The organism is Candidatus Pelagibacter sp. HIMB1517 (genome assembly GCF_052047895.1).
Taxonomy (GTDB): Bacteria; Pseudomonadota; Alphaproteobacteria; order Pelagibacterales; family Pelagibacteraceae; genus HIMB114.
In genome coordinates this window covers 32,268-52,191 of record NZ_JBNAIW010000006.1, presented here as the reverse complement: position 1 = coordinate 52,191, position 19,924 = coordinate 32,268, and the positions used below count along the sequence as shown (strand labels likewise).

Annotated in this window: 16 protein-coding genes; 6 read left to right on the top strand and 10 right to left on the bottom strand. The window is 32.7% G+C overall.

Features of this window, described 5'->3' with window-relative positions; all coding sequences use genetic code 11:
• The gene (locus tag ACTTAT_RS03935; protein ID WP_440679778.1) at positions 1-756 is read left to right on the top strand and encodes a sulfite exporter TauE/SafE family protein; all 756 of its coding nucleotides are present in this window, start codon (positions 1-3) and stop codon (positions 754-756) included.
• Here the strand turns inward: ACTTAT_RS03935 and ACTTAT_RS03930 are convergent.
• The 6 genes from ACTTAT_RS03930 to ACTTAT_RS03905 are packed head-to-tail and all read right to left on the bottom strand — an operon-like array spanning position 753 to position 6,679.
• Positions 753-1,526, bottom strand: a complete 774-nt coding sequence (locus ACTTAT_RS03930; protein ID WP_440679777.1) for a sulfite exporter TauE/SafE family protein — start codon at positions 1,524-1,526, stop codon at positions 753-755. The two genes, ACTTAT_RS03935 and ACTTAT_RS03930, sit on opposite strands and share 4 nt — an antisense overlap.
• Before the next feature lie 8 nt (positions 1,527-1,534).
• Complete coding sequence (locus ACTTAT_RS03925; RefSeq protein ID WP_440679776.1) at positions 1,535-2,887, bottom strand: MmgE/PrpD family protein; 1,353 nt, start codon at positions 2,885-2,887, stop codon at positions 1,535-1,537.
• Positions 2,884-3,648 carry an SDR family NAD(P)-dependent oxidoreductase gene (locus ACTTAT_RS03920; RefSeq protein WP_440679775.1) on the bottom strand — a complete coding sequence of 255 codons (765 nt, stop codon included), beginning with the start codon at positions 3,646-3,648 and terminating at the stop codon, positions 2,884-2,886. The genes ACTTAT_RS03925 and ACTTAT_RS03920 overlap by 4 nt, the downstream gene beginning before the upstream one ends.
• Complete coding sequence (locus ACTTAT_RS03915) at positions 3,632-5,131, bottom strand: tripartite tricarboxylate transporter permease (RefSeq protein WP_440679774.1); 1,500 nt, start codon at positions 5,129-5,131, stop codon at positions 3,632-3,634. Before ACTTAT_RS03915 ends, ACTTAT_RS03920 begins: the two co-directional genes overlap by 17 nt.
• Positions 5,132-5,133: 2 nt before the next feature.
• The gene (locus ACTTAT_RS03910) at positions 5,134-5,664 is read right to left on the bottom strand and encodes a tripartite tricarboxylate transporter TctB family protein (RefSeq protein WP_440679773.1); all 531 of its coding nucleotides are present in this window, start codon (positions 5,662-5,664) and stop codon (positions 5,134-5,136) included.
• Between the two features lie 7 nt (positions 5,665-5,671).
• Complete coding sequence (locus tag ACTTAT_RS03905; RefSeq protein ID WP_440679772.1) at positions 5,672-6,679, bottom strand: Bug family tripartite tricarboxylate transporter substrate binding protein; 1,008 nt, start codon at positions 6,677-6,679, stop codon at positions 5,672-5,674.
• A gap of 119 nt (positions 6,680-6,798) precedes the next feature.
• On the opposite strand from ACTTAT_RS03905, the gene ACTTAT_RS03900 reads away from it, so the two are divergent.
• Genes ACTTAT_RS03900 through ACTTAT_RS03880 form a run of 5 tightly spaced genes read left to right on the top strand, consistent with a single transcriptional unit; the run spans position 6,799 to position 12,308 of the window.
• Positions 6,799-8,310: an MmgE/PrpD family protein gene (locus tag ACTTAT_RS03900; protein ID WP_440679771.1), complete on the top strand. Its 1,512-nt coding sequence runs from the start codon at positions 6,799-6,801 to the stop codon at positions 8,308-8,310.
• Positions 8,310-9,659, top strand: coding sequence for an MmgE/PrpD family protein (locus ACTTAT_RS03895; RefSeq protein WP_440679770.1), 1,350 nt, complete (start codon positions 8,310-8,312; stop codon positions 9,657-9,659). The genes ACTTAT_RS03900 and ACTTAT_RS03895 overlap by 1 nt, the downstream gene beginning before the upstream one ends.
• Positions 9,656-10,666 carry a YeiH family protein gene (locus tag ACTTAT_RS03890; protein ID WP_440679769.1) on the top strand — a complete coding sequence of 337 codons (1,011 nt, stop codon included), beginning with the start codon at positions 9,656-9,658 and terminating at the stop codon, positions 10,664-10,666. Before ACTTAT_RS03895 ends, ACTTAT_RS03890 begins: the two co-directional genes overlap by 4 nt.
• A complete protein-coding gene (locus tag ACTTAT_RS03885; protein WP_440679768.1) occupies positions 10,666-11,418 on the top strand; it encodes a sulfite exporter TauE/SafE family protein in 753 nt (250 codons plus the stop codon). The genes ACTTAT_RS03890 and ACTTAT_RS03885 overlap by 1 nt, the downstream gene beginning before the upstream one ends.
• Positions 11,419-11,456: 38 nt before the next feature.
• Complete coding sequence (locus tag ACTTAT_RS03880; protein WP_440679767.1) at positions 11,457-12,308, top strand: TauD/TfdA dioxygenase family protein; 852 nt, start codon at positions 11,457-11,459, stop codon at positions 12,306-12,308.
• Here ACTTAT_RS03880 and ACTTAT_RS03875 read toward each other — a convergent pair.
• The 4 genes from ACTTAT_RS03875 to ACTTAT_RS03860 form a co-directional block, all read right to left on the bottom strand.
• Positions 12,305-13,438 (bottom strand): 2-methylaconitate cis-trans isomerase PrpF family protein, encoded by a 1,134-nt coding sequence (locus ACTTAT_RS03875; protein WP_440679766.1) that lies wholly within the window; start codon positions 13,436-13,438, stop codon positions 12,305-12,307. The two genes, ACTTAT_RS03880 and ACTTAT_RS03875, sit on opposite strands and share 4 nt — an antisense overlap.
• Positions 13,438-16,065, bottom strand: a complete 2,628-nt coding sequence (gene acnA / locus ACTTAT_RS03870; RefSeq protein WP_440679765.1) for an aconitate hydratase AcnA — start codon at positions 16,063-16,065, stop codon at positions 13,438-13,440. Before acnA (ACTTAT_RS03870) ends, ACTTAT_RS03875 begins: the two co-directional genes overlap by 1 nt.
• A gap of 5 nt (positions 16,066-16,070) precedes the next feature.
• Positions 16,071-18,737, bottom strand: a complete 2,667-nt coding sequence (gene acnA / locus ACTTAT_RS03865; RefSeq protein ID WP_440679764.1) for an aconitate hydratase AcnA — start codon at positions 18,735-18,737, stop codon at positions 16,071-16,073.
• Between the two features lie 101 nt (positions 18,738-18,838).
• Positions 18,839-19,921: a 2-methylaconitate cis-trans isomerase PrpF family protein gene (locus ACTTAT_RS03860; protein WP_440679763.1), complete on the bottom strand. Its 1,083-nt coding sequence runs from the start codon at positions 19,919-19,921 to the stop codon at positions 18,839-18,841.
• Between the last annotated feature and the right edge of the window lie 3 nt (positions 19,922-19,924).

The following is a 19,924-nucleotide window of genomic DNA, read 5'->3' as shown; positions in this document are numbered from 1 at the left end:
ATGGAACTAAATACATTGTTTTTCATATGCACCGCTCCTGCAGTTATTCTTTTTGGAATAGCAAAAGGTGCAGCGATTGGATCATTAGCCCTAATCGCAACACCATTGATGTTGCTGGTCATGCCATTGCCACAAGCGCTCGCGGTTCTTTTGCCAATTCTTATGGTTATGGATTGGTTAGCTTTTTACAGATACAGAAAAAACTTTAGTAAAAAAAATTTACTTATAATGATTCCAGCTGGGCTGGTTGGAACGATAATTGGTTTTTATACTTTTACGTTTTTTAAAGAAGAGGATCTCAAGTTAATTATTGGTATTATTGGTCTAATTTTTACACTTAATTATTACATAAAAATTAATAAAGAAATCATTAAACAAAAAACTTCTTTTATTAAAGGCAGTTTCTGGTCAATTGCATCAGGCTTTGCAGGTTTTTGTGTTCACTCTGGAGGAACACCAATTAGTGTATACCTAGTACCTTTGGGCTTAGAAAAATCTGTTTATGTTGGAACTAGAATTACATACTTTTTTTATCTCAATATATTTAAGTTGATGTTTTATATTCCATTAGGAATAATTAATCTTGATAATTTCAAAACATCTTTGATGTTATCTCCATTTATACCAGTGGGAATTTTATTTGGATTTTGGATTGTAAAAAATGTTCCTCAAAAAATTTATTATAATATTATTTATGCTTTAATCTTTTTATCTAGCTTAAAATTAATCTATGAAAATTGGTTTAAAGTTTTTTAAAAAGTAAATGCTCTATAAATCATTGCAGCTCCACCCAGAATTACACATACTTCAATTATAATTGTATGTAACTTGACCCCAAGTTTATCTGCAATTTTTTTAGCAGTATAAGATCCAAAAATCGCAACGATACCAATCATTGATCCAACATAAAGAGCATCAAGATTTAACAATCCAAGATTCCAAAATGAAATTAACCGAATGATAACATTGATTAGAGTAATAAAAGAATCTGTTCCTATAATTTGTGCACCGACCATTCCATTTGCAGCTAATGCTGTAAGTAATACTGATCCAGGTCCTAAAATAACTCCGCTTATAGTTCCATAAAATACAGCCATTACTCCCAAACCAAACCATCCAATATTTAGATTAATTTTTTTAAATACTCTTCTTAAGATGACAATAAACGCTAATCCAAAACCTAGACAAAAATATAAAGTCTTGGGTGAAACTGCTGCGTAAAAATTTGTACCAGCAATTAGAAACGGTGTTGAAATAGCAGCAAAATAAATACCTTTTTTCCAAAAAATATTTTTTCTGTAATAGTACATTCTTGAAAAATTAGAAAATAAAACAAAAACTGACATTAATGGAACAAGTAACTTGATTGGAATAAATGGTGACACCAAAAGACCAAGTGTCATTCCACCGCCGTATCCAGATATTCCTGAAACCACTGATGCAAAATAAGCAGTTAAAATTAAAATACTTAATTCAAAAAAACCAAGACTTGCAAATAACGCCGCTATATCAAAATCAGCTTCCATGATTTGAATTATTGAATAATAATTTTTGTAAAATCTGGTTTTTCAAAAATTGTATCAACAAAAGAATTTAAATTTTTTATCTCTTTATCGCTAATTTTGGAAAATTTTAAATTTGCTTGATATTTTTTCTCAATATCTTCTTTGGTAACAGGTTGTTTTCGGCCACCTCTAAAACAAGGTTGATGCTCTTCAAAAACTCCATCATCAGTTTCACAAATCAATGTTCCGGTGTAATTTTTTGGGTATTCATCATTAGGATCAATCTCATATTGAACTTTATGAGCTAATTCTAAGATCTCTTTGTCTTTAATACTTTGTTCATTAAATTCACTTAAACCCGCATCACCTCTTAAAAAACCAACTGCAACACAATATGGAACAGAGAATTTAGCTGAATATGGAGTGGATGGATTTTTCTTTTCTTTTGAAGGTTCCCATAATCTATGAACCGTTCCTTCTCCAACTTTTGCTAAAATTGATTTAACTTTTTTTGGATCTTTTACTTTTTCTTTTAATTTCACTGCACAATCTACAAATGGTTGAGCCATAGTTCCACAAGCATATGGTTTAAATGCTAAATTTTCTGTCTCCCATCTTGATCCTAACTTATCGGTTAAATGAGAATAATCTCTTTCAATTTCTCTTAACGCAAATGCTCTAAAGAAACCATGCTCACCTTCAAATACAGTTCTTGGACCGTAAAAATCAGACTTTGCCATTAAAGCCGCATTCATTCCTGAATTTGCAGACCAACCTGGGTGTACTCTTTTGGTCCACGATCCTTCGGCTAAGTATTCAATAATACCAGAAGTAAAACTTCCAGCTACTCCAAGTGCAGATGACATTTGTTTTTCTGACATATCAAGAACTGATGACAAACCTGCTGCAACTCCAAAAGTTCCACATACAGCTGTTGGATGAAAACATTGTTTGTGCATTGCTGTAGGAGCAACTAAAGCTAATCTACAAATCAGTTCAGAACCTACAATCATTCCCTTTAAAATTTGATCTCCAGATAAATTAAATTTTTGTGCAGCAGATAACATTGCTGGTATCATGGATGCTCCAACATGCATTGGATTACCTTCAAATGTATCGTCAAAATCTTCTCCATGTGCAGCGGTGCCGGCAATAATTGCGGCTGAAAACATATCAAAATCTTTTCCGTGACCAAGAGAGATAAGAGAACCTGTTCCTTTATAAGTTTTTACTAAACTTTGAACATAATTCTCGTTTCTAGCCGAAACGATGACTCCACAAATATCTTTAAATAAAAACTCTAAAGTTTGTCTTGATTTATCTGATATGTCTTTTGTTGAAAGGGATTTTGCCCAACTTGAAAACTCTTCAGCTATTGTCATGGGGTATAGCTACCACCATTAACATGTAGTGTTTGACCGTTAATATAATCAGCTTCTTTTTTGCATAAATTGGCAATCACCTCTGCAACCTCATCAGGATTTCCGAATCGATTAAGAACAAGATTTGGTGTTTGAGGATGTCTTAACCAATGACCTTTAAGAGCTTTTTCTTTACTGTCAAAATCTTCTATAAAACCAGGTACAACACAGTTACACGTCACACCTCGTTCTAAAAACTCCATACTTATAGCTTTTGTCAAACCAATTAATGCAGCTTTTGAGGTTACAACATGCGCTCTTTCTTTTGCTCCAATGTGAGCTGATAAACCACCAATATTAATGACTCTTCCCCACTTCTGTTTAGTCATGTGACCTATCAATGCTTGTGTACAAAGAAATGATGCATCAACATTTACAGTCATTACTCTCTTCCAATCTTCATAGGTGATTTTCTCAAAATCATCATGAATTCTTAAACCTGCATTATTAATTAAAACTGAAGGGGTACCTAACTTTTCAGCAGCACTTTTAATTTTATCAATTGTTTTAATATCTGCTAAATCGCCATCAATAAAATCAGATTGAACTCCATATTCCTTAACGATAGCTACAGTTTTTTTTGCTTCATCAATACTTTTGCCGCCTGTATGAATAAGAATGTTAAAACCTTGATCAGCTAATTTTTTAGCAGTAGCGCGGCCAATTTTTTTTGCCCCACCAGTAATAACAACAACTTTATCTTTATTAAAAGGCTGATTCACTTTTTTTACCTGATATCGCTTGCTTTATCTTACCCCAGAAAGGTGTAGATAAACTGATAACGGTTAAAATCATGAAGAATATAAATACTCCACTTTCAAAGAAATTTAAGAATTGACTGTCATAAATCACCATTGATTGCGTGAATGTCTCCTCAACCATTTTACCAAGAATTAAACCCATCACAAATGGTGCAGGTGAAAAACCATTTCTCAAAGCAAAGTAACCAATGATACCTGAAATTAACATAACCCAAACATCAAAAATTGCAGAACTGTAAGCGTAAGAGCCTATTAAAGAAAATACAAATACTGATGGCCATAAAAACTTTTTAGGAATGAATGTTACATAAGAAAAGAATCTCGCTCCTGCTAAACCAATCCCCATAAATGCAAAGTTTGCAAATAACATAGCTCCAAAAATAGCATAAACAAGATGTGGAGTTTCAGTAATTAAATAAGGCCCAGGTCTAAATCCATGCATAACTAATGCAGCTAAAATTAATGCAGTTGTTCCACTGCCAGGAATACCCAGTGCTAAAGTAGGAACCATTGCGCCACCGGCCGCAGCATTATTTGCAGCCTCTGGACCAGCTATTCCTTCAGCGTGTCCGGTACCAAATTTTTCTGGCGTTTTAGACCATCTTTTAGCTTCGTTATAACCCATCATTGCAGCAACAGTTGATCCTTCTGCTGGCAAAATTCCAATAAACGTTCCAAGTCCTGATGATCTTAGAATTGTTCCTTTTAAACTTTTTAGCTCTGCCCAAGTTGGTAATCTCAAAGCTTTTGCTGACATTCTTTCAACTGCAGCATTTAAAGTTTTTGACTGTGTCAGTAATTCTGACATCGCAAATAAACCAATTAATACTGGTACGAATTTAATACCTTCGGTTAATTCCTCTACTCCAAAGTCAAATCTTTCTACACCTGTCGCTAGGTGTACTCCAATTGTTGAAACCAATACTCCCATAGTTCCTGCAATTAAGTTTCTTATAGATGACTTTCCACTCATTGCCGCTAACATTGAAAGCGCAAAACAAGATAATCCAAAGTATTCAACTGGACCAAACTTTAGAGCGATTTCAGCTAGTAAAGGTGTTGCAAATAAAAATATGATAATAGCTATAATTCCACCAATCACGCTAGACATTGCAGCTAGTCCAAGTGCTCTACCAGGTTCACCATTTTTAGCCATTTGATAACCATCTAAAGCTGTAGCAACAGCAGGTGGTGCACCGGGTGCATTAATTAAAATTGCAGTAATAGATCCACCAAAAGTTCCTGCACAATAAAGTGCTGCCATCATTGAAATTGATGCAACAGGATCTAAACTGATTGTAAAAGGCATTAATAAAGCAATTGCCATCGGAGAACTAAGTCCAGGCAAAGCGCCAACTAATACACCAACTAAAACACCGCCAAATATCAAAGCGATATTTTGAAACTCTAATAATAAACCAAAACCTCTAATGACATCTTCCATAACTATTTAAACATCTCCAATAATCCAGGGTTAAAATATAATCCAAGTACTTTATTAAATAACAAATAAACACATACTGGAAAAATAATTGCATAAAGTGCAACGGCCACATATCTCTTCTCACCCCATAACAATGGAATTGTCAGACAAATAACAAACATAGTTAAAAAAGAACCTAAAAATTCTGCAAGAGCTACAATAGTTAACAAAACTCCAATTGTAATCCACGTAATTAATGGTGTTTCATCACCTCTATCTTTGTCAATTTTATCAATCTTTTCTGGAGTGATTTTAAATTCAAAAGGAACGATAGCTACTAAAAAAAGTAACAGCACAACTAACATTCTAGGAAATACTTCAGCATTAAGTGTATCTCCTAAAACTAATGGTGCTTCTGGAAACTTTCCGGCTTCATAATACATGAAAGATCCAAAAGCTATTAGCAATAAAGCTAATATCAAATCTTTTTTATGAACTAACCCTGCGCCTAGTGTCCTAGGCGCAAAGTCGATAGATTTTTTTTCGTTAGACATGAATGAACTACTTAATTAATCCAAGTCCTTTTAAAGCAGTCTGAGCTTTCTTAAAGTTTTCTTTAAGTTGCTTGTCCCAAACCTCTGTACCAGCTGGACTAGTTGCAGGATCTAGTGAAGCACCTTTAAGATAATTTGCGAAAGTATCATGTTTCATTGCTTTAACCATAGCTTTAGAAATTTCCTGAATTACTGGCTCAGGAGTTCCTTTAAGCACTGCGTAACCTCTAGTAGTCACAACTTTAACTTCGTGACCCATAGAATATGACGTAGGTACTTTTGGATAGTCAGCTAATTTTTTATCATGCAATAAAACAATCGCTTTAACTTTTTTATCTTCAATTAAAGCAGCAGCTTCTGAAGGGTTTAAAAGTGCAGCATCAATTTTTCCAGATGCTAAAGCTTGTAAACTTTGTGCACCAGAACCGAATGATACAGCTTTAAACGGAATACCAGCAGCTTTAGAATAATTGTACATTCCAATGTGCTCAGTACCACCAATAGATGCAATACCTACACTTACAGGTTTTTTATTTGCTTCTTTGATGAATTTTTTTGCTGTGCTTAATTTTTTATTTTTTGCATTAACTACAACGAAAGTTGGTTCTTCCATTGCTCTAGCAACACCAACAAGATCATCGATCTTCATGTTAGATTTGCCTCTCGCCATTGTGTATAGGTGAGACTCGGTTAATGCCATGATCGTACAACCATCTTTTGGTCTAGTTAAAGTGTAGTTCTGAGCTTTCGCACCAGATCCACCTCTTTTTCCTACGATCTGCATATCTGCTTTTAGATATCTTCTTGTTCTGATTGACATCATTCTTGCAGTAGTATCTGTACCACCACCGTATGATGCGTGAATCACAACTTGAACAGGATCACACTTATCTGTTGCATAACTGCTTTTTTTCTTTTTATGAGATCCAGCTAAAGATGCGTCACCAAAAGAAGTTAAGATAAGAGCGAATAATGCAAATAAGCTAAAAAGCTTTTTGAATTTAAAATTGAACATATATCCCCCTTTAATGTTAAGTTTAATTGATCAATTAAATTTACAGAAAGTTAACATAAGTCTATAAGATATCAATATGTAAAACTTCGTTTCACATTATGAAACTATAATCAAAATAAATGATAAAATTTAATATTAATATCCAACAATCAGGCGAGAAATTAAAAAAAGAAAACCAATTAGCTTACCGCATTGCCGTAATGTCATCTGAAGAATGGAATTTAACAGATGAAATAACTGAAATGGTTGGCAATAGAATAATAGATAATGCTGGTGTTGCAGTAGCAGCTTTAAACAGAGAAGCGGTTAAAATTTCAAGAGCACAAGCTATGCAATTTGAGAATAAAAATGGCGCCACACTCTTTGGTCTTGAGGGTAATAAAAAATATGATTGTCAGTGGGCTGCTTGGGCTAATGCTGTTGCAGTTAGAGAATTAGATTTTCATGATAATATTATGGCTAAAGAAACTTGTCATCCAGGAGATTGTATTCCAACAATTTTAGCTGTAGCTCAACAAAAAAATTGTAATGGTGAAGATTTGGTAAAAGCAATAGCAACAAGTTACGAAACACAATTAAGATTATCAATGTCAATTGCGCTAAATCCAAATCGAATAGATCATGTTGGTCACTTGGGTCCAGCAATCACTAGTGCATTAGGTAAACTTTTAAAATTAGATGCTGATACTATTTATCAGGCAATTCAATGGAGTGCACATACATCAATTTTTACAAGACAAGGAAGAAAAGGTGAGCTTTCAAGCTGGAAAGCTTATGCGCCAGGTCTAGTTGGAAAAAATGCAATCGATGCAATTGATAGAGCAATTCGTGGTGATACCTCTCCTAGTCCAGTGTGGGAAGGTGATTACGGAATCATTCCAATATTATTAAAAAAAAATAATGATGATTTAGATATTGAGTTACCTGTTGGAGATGAACCTAGAAAAGGAATTTTAGGAACATTTACTAAAGAACATTCTGCTGGGTATCATGGCAACTCTTTAATCGATATTGCATTTAATATGAGAAAAAAAATTAAAAATACTAAAGAGATTAGTAAAATTAATATTCATAGCAAACAATATACCCATATTGTAATGGGCAGTGGAAGTAATGATAAAGAAAAATATAGCCCTAAAGCAACACGCGAAACATTAGACCATTCAGCTATGTATATATTTGCCGTAGCATTAGAGGATGGAGAATGGCACCATGAAAAAAGTTACAGCGAAGAAAGAAAAAATAGAAAAGAAACTGTAGAACTTTGGAATAAAATTGAAACTTTTGAAAGTCCTGAATGGAATAAAAAGTATTATGATGAACCAGATCCTTTAAAAAAAGCTCAAGGTGCAAAAGTTGAAATTATTTTAAACAATGGTGAAAAAATTATTGATAGTTTAGAATTTGCAAATGCTCATCCAAGTGGCAAAACCCCATTTGGAAGACCAGAATATATTAAAAAAATGGAACCTTTGTTTGAAAACATGGTAAATGAAAAAGAACAAAAAAGATTTTTAGATTTAATAAATAATTTGAAAAGTCTTTCTTCTGATGATGTTAAAAAACTTAATGTAACATGTGATGAAAATAAAATTAATTTTGATAAAAATAATATTAAAGGGATTTTTTAATGGATATTCAACAAACGCTAACAAAATATATATCTGAAGCATTATCACACGAGTTACCAAAAGAAACTGAATTAAATACAAGGTTTCATCTGTTAGATACCATGGTTGCTATCCTAACAGGAAGACTTTTGCCTCCAGGTAAAAAAGGTTTTGAATTTTCTAAAAATCAAGGCGGTCCTAAAGAAGCAACATTATTAGGTAACGATATTAAAGTATCTGCAATTCATGCAGGCTTTGCAAATGGAATGGCAGCGCACGCAAACGAAACTGATGACTCACATACAAATGGTAGGTTTCATCCAGGATGTGCAATTGTTCCGGCGACATTAGCAATCGCTGAAAGAGAAAATTTAAGTTCTAAAGAAATTTTAAAAGCAATCGCACTTGGATATGATATTGGCGTAAGAATTACCACAAGCTTAGGTTATAAAACTCCAAAAACAACAATCTTTGCAACACATAGTTTAGGTCCAATTTTTGGGTGTGCTGCATCAGCTGGCGCATTATTAAAATTAAACCACCAACAATGTAATTATTTATTATCTTATACGATACAACAAGCTTCAGGTTTAGCTTGTTGGAACAGAGATCCTGATCACATTGAAAAGGCATTTGTATTTTCTGGAATGACAACAAGAAATGCAATTTATTCAGCGCTTCTTGCAAAAGAAAACTTTACATCTGTAACTGATCCACTTCTAGGAGAAAGAGGCTTTCATGAAGGTTTTGCTCATAATCCTAAGCCTGATTTAATAATAAGTGAACTTGGAAAAAAATTTGAAATTGATCATTCATCTTTAAAAAAATGGTCGGTAGGATCTCCTATTCAATCCATGATGGATGCAGTTGAATATCTTTTAAAAAATAATGATTTTGATCATAAAGATATCAAAGAGCTTACAATTGAAATACCATCGGATCGTTTTCATATTGTGAATGACAGAGAAATTCCTTCAATAAGCGCACAACATTTAATTGCTGTGCATTTAATTAAAAAGACTATGGGATATGAAGAGGCTCATGATGAAAAGCTTTTTAATGATCCAGATGTAGTAACATTAAGAAAAAAAATTAAATCGGTATCAAGTGATGAACTGGCCAAAGCTAGACCTGAAAGACAATCAAAATTAACAATAATACTTAATGATGGTAAAAAGCTTTTTTATCATGCAAGTTCAGTCAGAGGTACACCAGATAATCCAATGGATAAAGATGACATCACTGCAAAATCTAAAAGATTATTTAAAGTATTTAATAATTCTAAAACTGATGATCTAATTGATTGTATTTTAAATAAGGACTTTACGATTAAAGAATTTGTTGAGCTTTCAAACTTAAATATTTCATGAAAAAAAATTTTTTAATTGCTACTTTTGTCGTAGCGATCGCCGAGTATATATCTTTACTATTATCTAATTATTCAATTGTAATATCATCTGCAATTGTATGTATCCTTGCAGGGCTTTTGATTAATCATTTTCAAATAAGTAACTTTGAAAATATTAATAACATTCTAACCAAAAATTTTTTAAAAATTGGAGTTGCTCTAATTGGAATTAAAATCAGTTTTTTTGAGTTTTATAATTACGCAAGTATTTCTTTTTTTATTATTGTTTTAAATTTTGTTTTAATTTTTATTTTAATTAAAGTTTTAAACTCATTTTTTGACTCAAATAAAGGAATGATAAACTTAATAGGAATCGGCTCTGCAGTATGCGGTATTACAGCTATTATGGCGGCAAGCTCGGTCATGAATAATAAAAAAAACGATATTACATGTGCAGTTGCTGTCATTACTCTGATTGGTACTTTGTCTGTATTTTTTTCTCCTTTTTTTGCAAATCTGATATTTGAACAAGAACAAATCAAAGCAGGCATACTGCTTGGTGCAACAATTCATGATACATCACAAGTAACAGCTGCAGGTACTATTTTTCAAAATATTTATGGTGACGCTCAATCTTTTAATTCAACAATATCAACTAAATTACTTAGAAATTCTTTTTTAATTATTTTGATACCTTTGCTAGCGTTTTATTGTTCATCCCAAGAACAAAAAAATAAAATAAAATTTTTTAATCTTCTTCCACCCTTTATTATTTTTTTTATACTTTTAGCGGTTTTTAGAAGTATAGTTGATGCAACAATTGAAGTCTCAATGTTATCTAATTGGGAAAAAATAGTTAGTTTTGTTTCAACGGTTTCTAAATATTTGATATTATTTGCATTATTTGGACTTGGGTCTAGTATTTCCATTAATGATTTAAAAGGATTTGGTTTTAAACCTTTCTTAGTTGGATTTTGTATTAGCGTGGTATTAATTGTTTCTACTACTATTTATTTGAAATTAATTTAGTGGAATTAATAAATTTATATTTACCTGACTCTGTATCCTTGGCTGGAGCTTTAGCGTTAATATTAATTAATTTATTATGCTCATTTATTTCAACTGCACTGAGCTTAGGTGGGGGGCTTTTAATGCTAGTAAGTTTATCCTTCATTGTACCTCCGGTAGCTTTAGTTCCTGTGCATGGAATAATTCAACTTGGTTCAAATTTTGCAAGAATATTTGTTTCACTCAAAGATTTAGATATAAAAATAATATTACCCTTTATGGGTGGGACGCTAATCGGTTCATTCCTTGGAGCAAATGTTGTGGAAGTCTTATCTCCTGCAATTGGGCAAATTGGAGTGGGATTGTTTATTTTATACTCATTGTTTGGAAAGTTTCCAAAGCTTGGAAAAAAATATATTTTTTTTGGAGGAATTGCCTCATCAACCATGTCAGTAATGTTTGGAGCCTCTGGACCGCTTGTTGCAACTTTAATAAAAAATATGAATTTTAATCCTATAAAACATGTTGCAACACATGGTTCAATGATGACTTTTCAGCATTTATTTAAATCTTTTGCGTATTTTTTTATTGGGTTTTCTTTTCAACAATATTTGCCGTTAGTCACTGTGATGATTTTAGTAGGTTTTCTTGGAACTTACCTTGGAAAATTGGTTCTTATTTCAAAGGGTCAAAGTTATTTTAAAAAGATCTTAAGTATAATTTTGTTTTTTGGAGCAATTAGATTGATTTATTTTGGTTTTCAGAACCTCTAAAATTTGACTATAATTTAAAAAATAATTAATATTATTGTATGGAAATTATCAAAAGTGGTCTAGCTCTTGGTGCTGAAGTCAAAGGTATGGACTTAAGCAAAGATTTAAGTTCAAATGAAGTCGACCAGATTAACAAAGCATGGGATGAAAATTTAGTTTTGGTTTTTAAAAATCAAAATCTAACTGATCCTGATTTAATTAAATTTAGTAAAAATTTTGGTAATTTGGATCACCCAGCACCAAATCCATTTGGTATAAATTTTTCTCCAGAACATCCAGAAATCAATGTAATTTCTAATGTAAAAAAAGAAGGTAAACCTACTGGAATTTTAGGAGATGGTGAAGCAACCTGGCATTCTGATATGTCTTATCAAGATGTGCCACCTAAAGCTGGTATTTTATATTCTTTAGAAGTTCCAAAGGATCAAGGAGATACTCATTTTGCAAACATGATCGCGGCTTACGAAGATATGCCAGAAGATTTAAAAAATAGAATTGAAGGAAAAATTTTAATTCATGACTCCGCACACAACAGTGCTGGACAATTAAGGAAAGGGTATGAAGAAGTTTCTGATCCATCAAAAACACCGGGCGCAAAACATCCAATAGTCTTTAAAGACCCTAATACTGGAAAAAAAGCTCTTTTTATTGGGAGAAGACCTCACGCTTACGTTATTGGATTGGAACTAAGTGAAAGTGAAAAATTGCTTGATGATATTTGGGCACATGCAACTCAAAAAAAATATACCTGGACACAAAGGTGGAAGGCAAATGAATTGCTAATGTGGAAAAATCTTTTCGTTCTTCATAAAAGAGATGCTTTTGATCCTAATGCTAGAAGAGTAATGCACAGAACTCAAGTTACGGGTGAAATAAAAATTTCAGCTTAGACTAAAACTTCACCTCTCATAAGAGGTCTAAAAGTTCTATACATAATTGCCGATTTTGCATGAGGCTTCCCATCAACTTGTTCGATAATGGCACCAGCGGTCATAACTCCCGATGGATTTCCAGCTCTAAGCTCTAAAGGGTTTGAACCTTTTCTTTTTATTAGATTTGGAATTGTGCCTTCAATTGCTGCTGCAACTCCAATATTAACTCCAGCGGTACCCATAATAGCTTTATGAGTTTTTCCCATTGAAAACATTCTTGCGGTAATATCTTGATCATCACCTTTAATATTTGATTTATCTAAACTGATATAATCTTTGGGTGATGTAACAATACCAATTCTCGGCGTATTCATTGGAGCTTCATGTTCTGACTTTGATAGACCAGTCATAAAAGCACATTTTCTTCTTATCTTTTGAATGATTTCCATTTTTTCCGCATTACCGTCTAGCTCATCAGGACTTTCAGTTCCTTTAAGGCCTAAATCTTCTGCTTGAATATAAATAAGTGGTGTAGCAGCATCGACAACGCTAACTTTTATTTTTCCAAAGCCATCAATTTCAATTTCATCTACAACATTTCCCGTTGGTAATAATTTACCAGTACCAGAGCCACCTGGTTCTAAATAATCAAGTCTTACTTTTGAGCTTTCACCATAAACACCAGCGATAGTATAATCACCTTCAATTTCAGGTTTTCCATTTTTAACATTAAAAGTTGAATGAATAATTTTATCGGTATTAACTTGATAGATTCTTATTTTATTTTCACCCTCTTTTGGTTTTATAATACCTTCTTGAACAGCATAAGGACCAACGGCACCTGATAAATTTCCACAATTATTATTCCACTCTGCAATTGGTTGATCTACTGCAATTTGAATAAAATTATAATCAACATCTGCGTCATCTCTTTCAGATGGACTGATAATTACACATTTTGATACTGAAGAAACTCCGCCACCCATGCCATTTAATTGTCTTCCATTTGGATCGGGGCTTCCAATAACTTTTAAGAAAATTTTATTTAATTCTTTTTCATCTTGTGTTGGTAAATCTTTTTTTTGAAAGAAAACTCCTTTGCTAGTTCCACCCCTATAATATGTTGCTTTAATCCAATTTTGACTCATTAGGCTTCCTTATAAGCTGTAGGCAAAATACCTCCATTTTTCCAAAATGTAACTTCTTCAGGAACATCTAGCCTAACATTTAATTTCACATCTATCACATCGCCACTATCTTTGTGAATTTTCATCGTAACTTTTTTATTATCATTACTAATTTTATCTAAACCAATGATGCTAAATTGATCAGTACTCATTATCTTTAATTCCTCTATACCCTGTCCTTTTTCGAACTCTAAAGGCAATAATCCCATACCTACTAAATTTGATCTGTGTATTCTCTCAAAGCTTTTAGCAACTATAGCTCTAACACCAATTAATAATGGACCTTTAGCTGCAACATCTCTGGATGATCCACATCCATAATTTTCTCCAGCTAAAACAATAATTTCTTTGTTTTCTTTTTGATAACCCATCGCGGCTTCATAAAGTCTCATAGTTTTATTCTCAGGATACTTAACCGTAATACTTCCTTCCTGATCAGGAGTCATAAGATTTCGCAATCTTAAACTTGCAAAAGTAGATCGTGCAACGATTTCATGGTTTGCTCTTCTTGTTAAATAATTATTGAAGTCTTTTGGATCTAATCCTAATTCAGTTAAATAATCCCAAGCAGCAGTTCCTTTTGTAATTACACTAGATGGAGATATGTGATCTGTTGTTACAGAGTCTCCTAAAAGAACAATAGGTCTTGCTAAATCAATATCTTTAATGACATTATTTTCAGCATTACTCATATAAGGAGGTTTTTTTATATAAGTGCTTTCTGGCCAATCATAGTTACTAGAATTTGAAACTTGAAGACCTTCCCAAAGATCCCCCCCATCATTTACCTCTTTATATTTTTCACTAAAAGTCTCTGATTTGTAAAATTGATTAATAATTTTGTTTACGTCTTCATTTGATGGCCACACATCTTTAAAATAAACATCTTTACCATCTTTATCTTTTCCCAGGCTATCTTTTGTTAAATCTTTTTTTATTGTCCCTAAAATAGAAAATAGAACTATCAAGCCTGGTGACGCCAAGTAGGATGCTCTAATGTTTGGATGAATTCTACCTTGAAAATTTCTATTTCCTGATAAAACAGCAATTGAAAAAACTTTTTCTTTCTCAATAGTATTTGTAATATTATCGTCTAATGGTCCTGAACTCCCGTTACAAGTCGTGCAACCAATACCCACCATATTAAAACCAAGCTCATCTAAATATTTTTGTAAACCTGTTTGAGATAAAATTTCGGCAGTAACTTTGCTCCCTGGCGCAAATGATGTTTTAACTTTTTCATTTCTCTTAATTCCAAGCTCTACTAATTTTTTAGCAATCAGTCCTGCTGCAATCACATTTTTAGGATTTGCAGTATTTGTACAACTTGTTATCGCTGCAATCATTATGTCTGCGTCTTTAATTTTAAAACCAAGCTTAGGAACTTCAAATTCTTCATTGCGCAAATCTTTTTTGTAAAGCATTTGCGAATGTTTATTTGCCGAACTTGAGAATTGATCTAGATTAATCTTATCTTCAGGATTTTTTGGGCCAGAAACACATGGGGTTATTGAATCAAGATCTAACTCTAAAACTCTATTATACATTGGAGCATCTCCAGGATTTCTCCAAAGTTTTTGATTTTTAGAATATTCTTCAACAATTTTAATCTCCTCATCTGTTCTGCCAGTCATTTTTAAATAATCTAAAGTTGAATTATCTACTGGAAACAAAACATTCGTTGCACCATATTCTGGTGCCATATTGGAAATAGTTGCTCTGTCGCCAACTGTTAAATTTTCAACACCATCTCCGAAAAACTCTATGAAACTTCCAACAACTTTGTTCTCTCTTAACAATTTAGTGATATATAAAACTAAGTCCGTTGAAGTGATACCTTCTTTTAAGTTATTTTTTAAATTAACTCCGACAACCTCGGGCACCGTCATTGGAATAGTTCTACCAAGCATTGATATTTCTGCCTCAACACCTCCAACTCCCCAGCCCATTACACCAATTGCATTAACCATAGGAGTATGGCTATCCGTTCCAATGCAAGTATCTGGATGCATTAAATTATGACCTTGCTTTTTCTCTCTCCAAATAACTTTTGATAAATATTCAATATTGACTTGATGACATATTCCAACTCCTGGAGGTATGACGTTTACCTTATCTAAAAACTTTGAGCACCATCTTAGAAATGAAAATCTTTCAGAATTTCTTTCATACTCTTTTTGTAAATTTTTAATTTTAGCTTCATCATTACCAAAAAAATCAACTTGCAAAGAGTGATCAATAACAACATCAACTGGAACATCAGGTTGAATTGAATCAGAACTGATACCTTTTTTTTGTAAAGCTTCTCTGTATGCTAAAAAATCAACTAGCATAACTTTTCCTAAAATATCATGACTTAAAATTCTGTTTGGTGCAAAATTAATTGCAGAACCAATCTTATTATCCAAAATAGATTTTACTTGTTGATGTGCGTTCTCGTTTCTTCCAAGCAAACTTTGTCTGATAATATTTTCAATTAAAATTCTGTAAGAAAATGGAATTTTATCGATATCATTTATATTGCTAATATCAGCAACATCATAGCCTTGATTTTGAATTGTTATTTTTTTAAAATTATCTGGTATCATGCATGCTATTGTAGCATGTTTCTTAAAACATACTGAAGAATTCCACCATTAATGTAATATAAAACTTCATTATCCGTATCAATTCTACAAGTCGTATCTATAGTTTTTGCAGTTCCATCAGCGTATTTGATTTCAACTTTAACATCTTGAAGAGGTTTTAAACCTTTCTCCACATCAATAATTGTAATCAATTCTGATCCAACTAATTTTAAACTTTTTCTATCCATACCTTCTTTAAATTGTAATGGCAAAACTCCCATTCCAACTAAATTTGATCTATGAATTCTTTCGAAACTTTCAGCGATAACAACTTTAACGCCTACTAATTGAGTCCCTTTTGCAGCCCAGTCTCTTGAAGACCCTGTTCCATAAAGTTTTCCTCCAACAACAACTAGAGGTGTTCCTCTTTTTTTATATTCCATGACTGCATCAAAAACTGTTGCATCTTTTCCTTCAGGATAAATTTTAGTAAATCCTCCTTCAGTACCTGGTGCCATTTCATTTTTAATTCTTATATTTCCAAAAGTTCCTCTCATCATCACTTCATGATTTCCTCTTCTTGCTCCATAAGAGTTAAAATCTTTTTGAAGAATTTGATGTTCCATAAAATAATTACCTGTTGGACTATCTTTTGGAATAGATCCAGCAGGTGATATATGATCAGTTGTAATCATATCTCCTAAAATTAATAATGGTCTTGCGTCTTTAATTTCTTTAAAACCTTCTGGTTCATCTGGCATACCATCAAAAAATGGTGGTTTTTTTACATAAGTTGAACCTGGGTCCCACGAATAAATACTAGATTCTTCTGAGGTAATTGATTGCCATTCTTTAGGGCCTTCAGAAACTTTTGAATATCTGGATTTGAACATGTTAGCATCTAAGCAAGACATTAGAGTATCTTCAATTTCTTTATTTGTAGGCCAAATATCTTTTAGGAATACATCTTTTCCATCTTTGTCTTGTCCAATTGGATCTTTGTATAAATCAACATTCATTGATCCTGCAATTGCATAAGCAACAACGAGTGGTGGTGATGCTAAAAAGTTAGCTTTGACCACTGGACTAATACGACCTTCAAAGTTTCTATTTCCAGATAAAACTGAAACAGCTAATAAATCGTTATCTAAAATTGCGTTATTAATATCATCCGGTAATGGACCAGAATTACCAATACAAGTCGTGCAACCATAACCAACAGTATTAAATCCTAATTCATCCAAATAAGGAGTAAGGCCTGCTTTATTTAAGTAGTCTGTTACAACTTGAGACCCTGGTGCTAATGAAGTTCTGACCCAAGGCTTAGATTTTAATCCTAACTCTGCTGCTTTTTTTGCAACTATTCCAGCGCCAACTAAAACACTTGGATTTGATGTGTTGGTACAAGACGTAATTGCCGCAATTACGATTTTTCCATCTTCAAGTTCAAAATCATTGTTTTCAACTTTAACAGACTTAGGGTTATCTCTTTTTGAAATATCTTTTAAAACATTTTTAAACGTAGCCGCAGCTTCTGTTAGCAATACTTTATCTTGTGGTCTTTTAGGTCCAGATATTGTTGGAACCACAGTTGACATATCAAGAGATACCGTATCAGTATAAACTGCATTATCATCAGCCCACAAACCTTGTTCTTTTGCATAAAGTTTTACAAGTTCAATTGTTTCATTATCTCTACCAGATAATTCTAAATATTTTATTGTCTCATCATCAATTGGGAAGAAGCCACAAGTTGCTCCATACTCGGGAGCCATATTTCCAATCGTAGCTCTATCTGCTAGTGTAAGATTCTTTAAACCTTCTCCGTAAAATTCAACAAATTTTCCTACAACTCCTTTGTCTCTTAAAATTTTAACAACTGTTAAAACTAAGTCAGTTGCAGTAGTACCTTCAGGTAATTTTCCCTTGACTTCAAATCCAATAACTTCAGGAAGTAACATTGATATAGGTTGACCTAACATTCCTGCTTCAGCTTCAATACCACCTACGCCCCAACCTAAAACAGATAGTCCATTAACCATTGTTGTATGACTGTCTGTTCCAACTAAAGTATCTGGATAAGCATATGTTTCTCCATTAACATCTGCTGTCCAAACTACCTTTGATAAAAATTCAAGATTAACTTGGTGACAAATTCCAGTTCCTGGAGGAACGATTCTTAGGTTATTAAAAGCTTGCTGTCCCCATTTTAAAAAAGAATATCTCTCACCATTTCTTTCAAATTCTTTTTCAACATTTTTTTGAAGCGCATCTTTAGATCCATTGATATCAACTTGAACTGAGTGATCAATTACTAGATCAACTGGTGATAATGGATTAATCTTATTAGGGTCTTTGTTTTTTTCTTTTACGATTTCTCTCATTGCAGCCAAATCTGCTACAGCAGGAATACCAGTAAAGTCTTGTAATAAAACTCTAGCGGGCCTGTATGCTATTTCTTGTGGCGACTTCTTATTTTTTAGCCATTCTTTTAAAGATAAAATTTGATCTTTATTAACCGATAGATCATCTTCAAATCTTAAAAGGTTTTCTAAAACTACTTTTAATGATTTTGGTAATTTTTCAGTACCATCTAAACCATTTTGTGCTGCTTTTTTAAGATTATAATATTTGAATTTTTTGGAACCAACTTGTAAGTCTGATAAAGACTTAAAACTATCTAAACTTTTCATGAATAGCTAAATATTGAAATAAGACAACAAAATCAACAATTAGAGCTGTAATTACCCTGTGGCATAAACATCTATCAACAACCTATGATTTAACTTTATTGTTATTTTAACTTACTTTTTTGAACATGTACGTCTCCAGACATGATTAGTCTAGCGTGCCTAGTTGTTCCAGCAACTAAATTTACAATTTCATCACCTTTATAATCAATTTCTAAATTTAGTTTTGAAATACCTGTTGGATGTTCAATTTCAAATGAACCTTTATCAGAATAATCTGAATAAAACTCAGAACAAATAGTGCCTCTTGATTTTGAGGCAGCCATTAAACAAATTGATCCTGTGATAGCATATCCGTTATGACAGCTCCATGGCATAAAATATCTTGATTTAATAGAACCTTTATCTGGTTTTGATACTAAAGCTACTTTTGGAATCACAGATTTGCTTACATCTCCAAATCCAATTCGTTTTCCAAGTTCTATTCTTATTTTACCCATTTCATCAATTAAGTTTTGATTTTGATTTAATTCCAAGTGACTTTCGTTTCCAGTGACGCCAAAATCTGTTGCTCTAAAAAAAACTACTGGCATAGCAGCATCAACGAGCGAACATTCTTTCCCATTAATTTTATCTATTTTGTTTCCAGTGGGGAAAAGTTTTTTTGTTTTAGATCCAATTGAATCTAAAAATCTAATTTCAACAGGTGTTCCAGAGTTTGGAACTCCATCAATTTTAAAATCACCATCATAAGAAACCTCTCCACCTGGAGTCTGAACAATTTCTTCTATTTTCATTCCAGTATTTACATCGCGAATTGTTACTTTTGTTTCGCCATCGCTTGCTTTAACTAAGCCTCTTTCAATAGAAGCTGGTCCAACTCCAATTAACATATTTCCGCAAGATGGCTTTGTATCTACAATTGGTTCATCTATTTTAACCTGCGCAAAATGATAATTCACATCTACACCTTCTTCATCTGATTTTGATAATATGGCAACTTTACTTTTAACTGGATCAGCTCCACCTATTCCATCAATTTGTCTAACATCAGGTGATCCCATGATAGCTAATAAAATTTTATCTCTTTGATTTAAATCTTCTGGTAAATCTGATTTTAAAAGATATGGACCCCGTGAGGTTCCACCTCTCATAAACAAACACGGAATTTTAATTTGATCAGTCATAAT

What these genes read in the sequence shown, in the direction of transcription:
- ACTTAT_RS03930 (WP_440679777.1), bottom strand. Translation starts at nt 1,526, where the DNA reads ATGGAAGCTGATTTTGATATAGCGGCGTTATTTGCAAGTCTTGGTTTT.
- ACTTAT_RS03895 (WP_440679770.1), top strand. Translation starts at nt 8,310, where the DNA reads ATGGATATTCAACAAACGCTAACAAAATATATATCTGAAGCATTATCA.
- ACTTAT_RS03915 (WP_440679774.1), bottom strand. Translation starts at nt 5,131, where the DNA reads ATGGAAGATGTCATTAGAGGTTTTGGTTTATTATTAGAGTTTCAAAAT.
- ACTTAT_RS03910 (WP_440679773.1), bottom strand. Translation starts at nt 5,664, where the DNA reads ATGTCTAACGAAAAAAAATCTATCGACTTTGCGCCTAGGACACTAGGC.
- ACTTAT_RS03905 (WP_440679772.1), bottom strand. Translation starts at nt 6,679, where the DNA reads ATGTTCAATTTTAAATTCAAAAAGCTTTTTAGCTTATTTGCATTATTC.
- ACTTAT_RS03875 (WP_440679766.1), bottom strand. Translation starts at nt 13,438, where the DNA reads ATGAGTCAAAATTGGATTAAAGCAACATATTATAGGGGTGGAACTAGC.
- ACTTAT_RS03935 (WP_440679778.1), top strand. Translation starts at nt 1, where the DNA reads ATGGAACTAAATACATTGTTTTTCATATGCACCGCTCCTGCAGTTATT.
- ACTTAT_RS03900 (WP_440679771.1), top strand. Translation starts at nt 6,799, where the DNA reads ATGATAAAATTTAATATTAATATCCAACAATCAGGCGAGAAATTAAAA.
- ACTTAT_RS03925 (WP_440679776.1), bottom strand. Translation starts at nt 2,887, where the DNA reads ATGACAATAGCTGAAGAGTTTTCAAGTTGGGCAAAATCCCTTTCAACA.
- ACTTAT_RS03880 (WP_440679767.1), top strand. Translation starts at nt 11,457, where the DNA reads ATGGAAATTATCAAAAGTGGTCTAGCTCTTGGTGCTGAAGTCAAAGGT.
- acnA (WP_440679764.1), bottom strand. Translation starts at nt 18,737, where the DNA reads ATGAAAAGTTTAGATAGTTTTAAGTCTTTATCAGACTTACAAGTTGGT.
- ACTTAT_RS03860 (WP_440679763.1), bottom strand. Translation starts at nt 19,921, where the DNA reads ATGACTGATCAAATTAAAATTCCGTGTTTGTTTATGAGAGGTGGAACC.
- acnA (WP_440679765.1), bottom strand. Translation starts at nt 16,065, where the DNA reads ATGATACCAGATAATTTTAAAAAAATAACAATTCAAAATCAAGGCTAT.
- ACTTAT_RS03890 (WP_440679769.1), top strand. Translation starts at nt 9,656, where the DNA reads ATGAAAAAAAATTTTTTAATTGCTACTTTTGTCGTAGCGATCGCCGAG.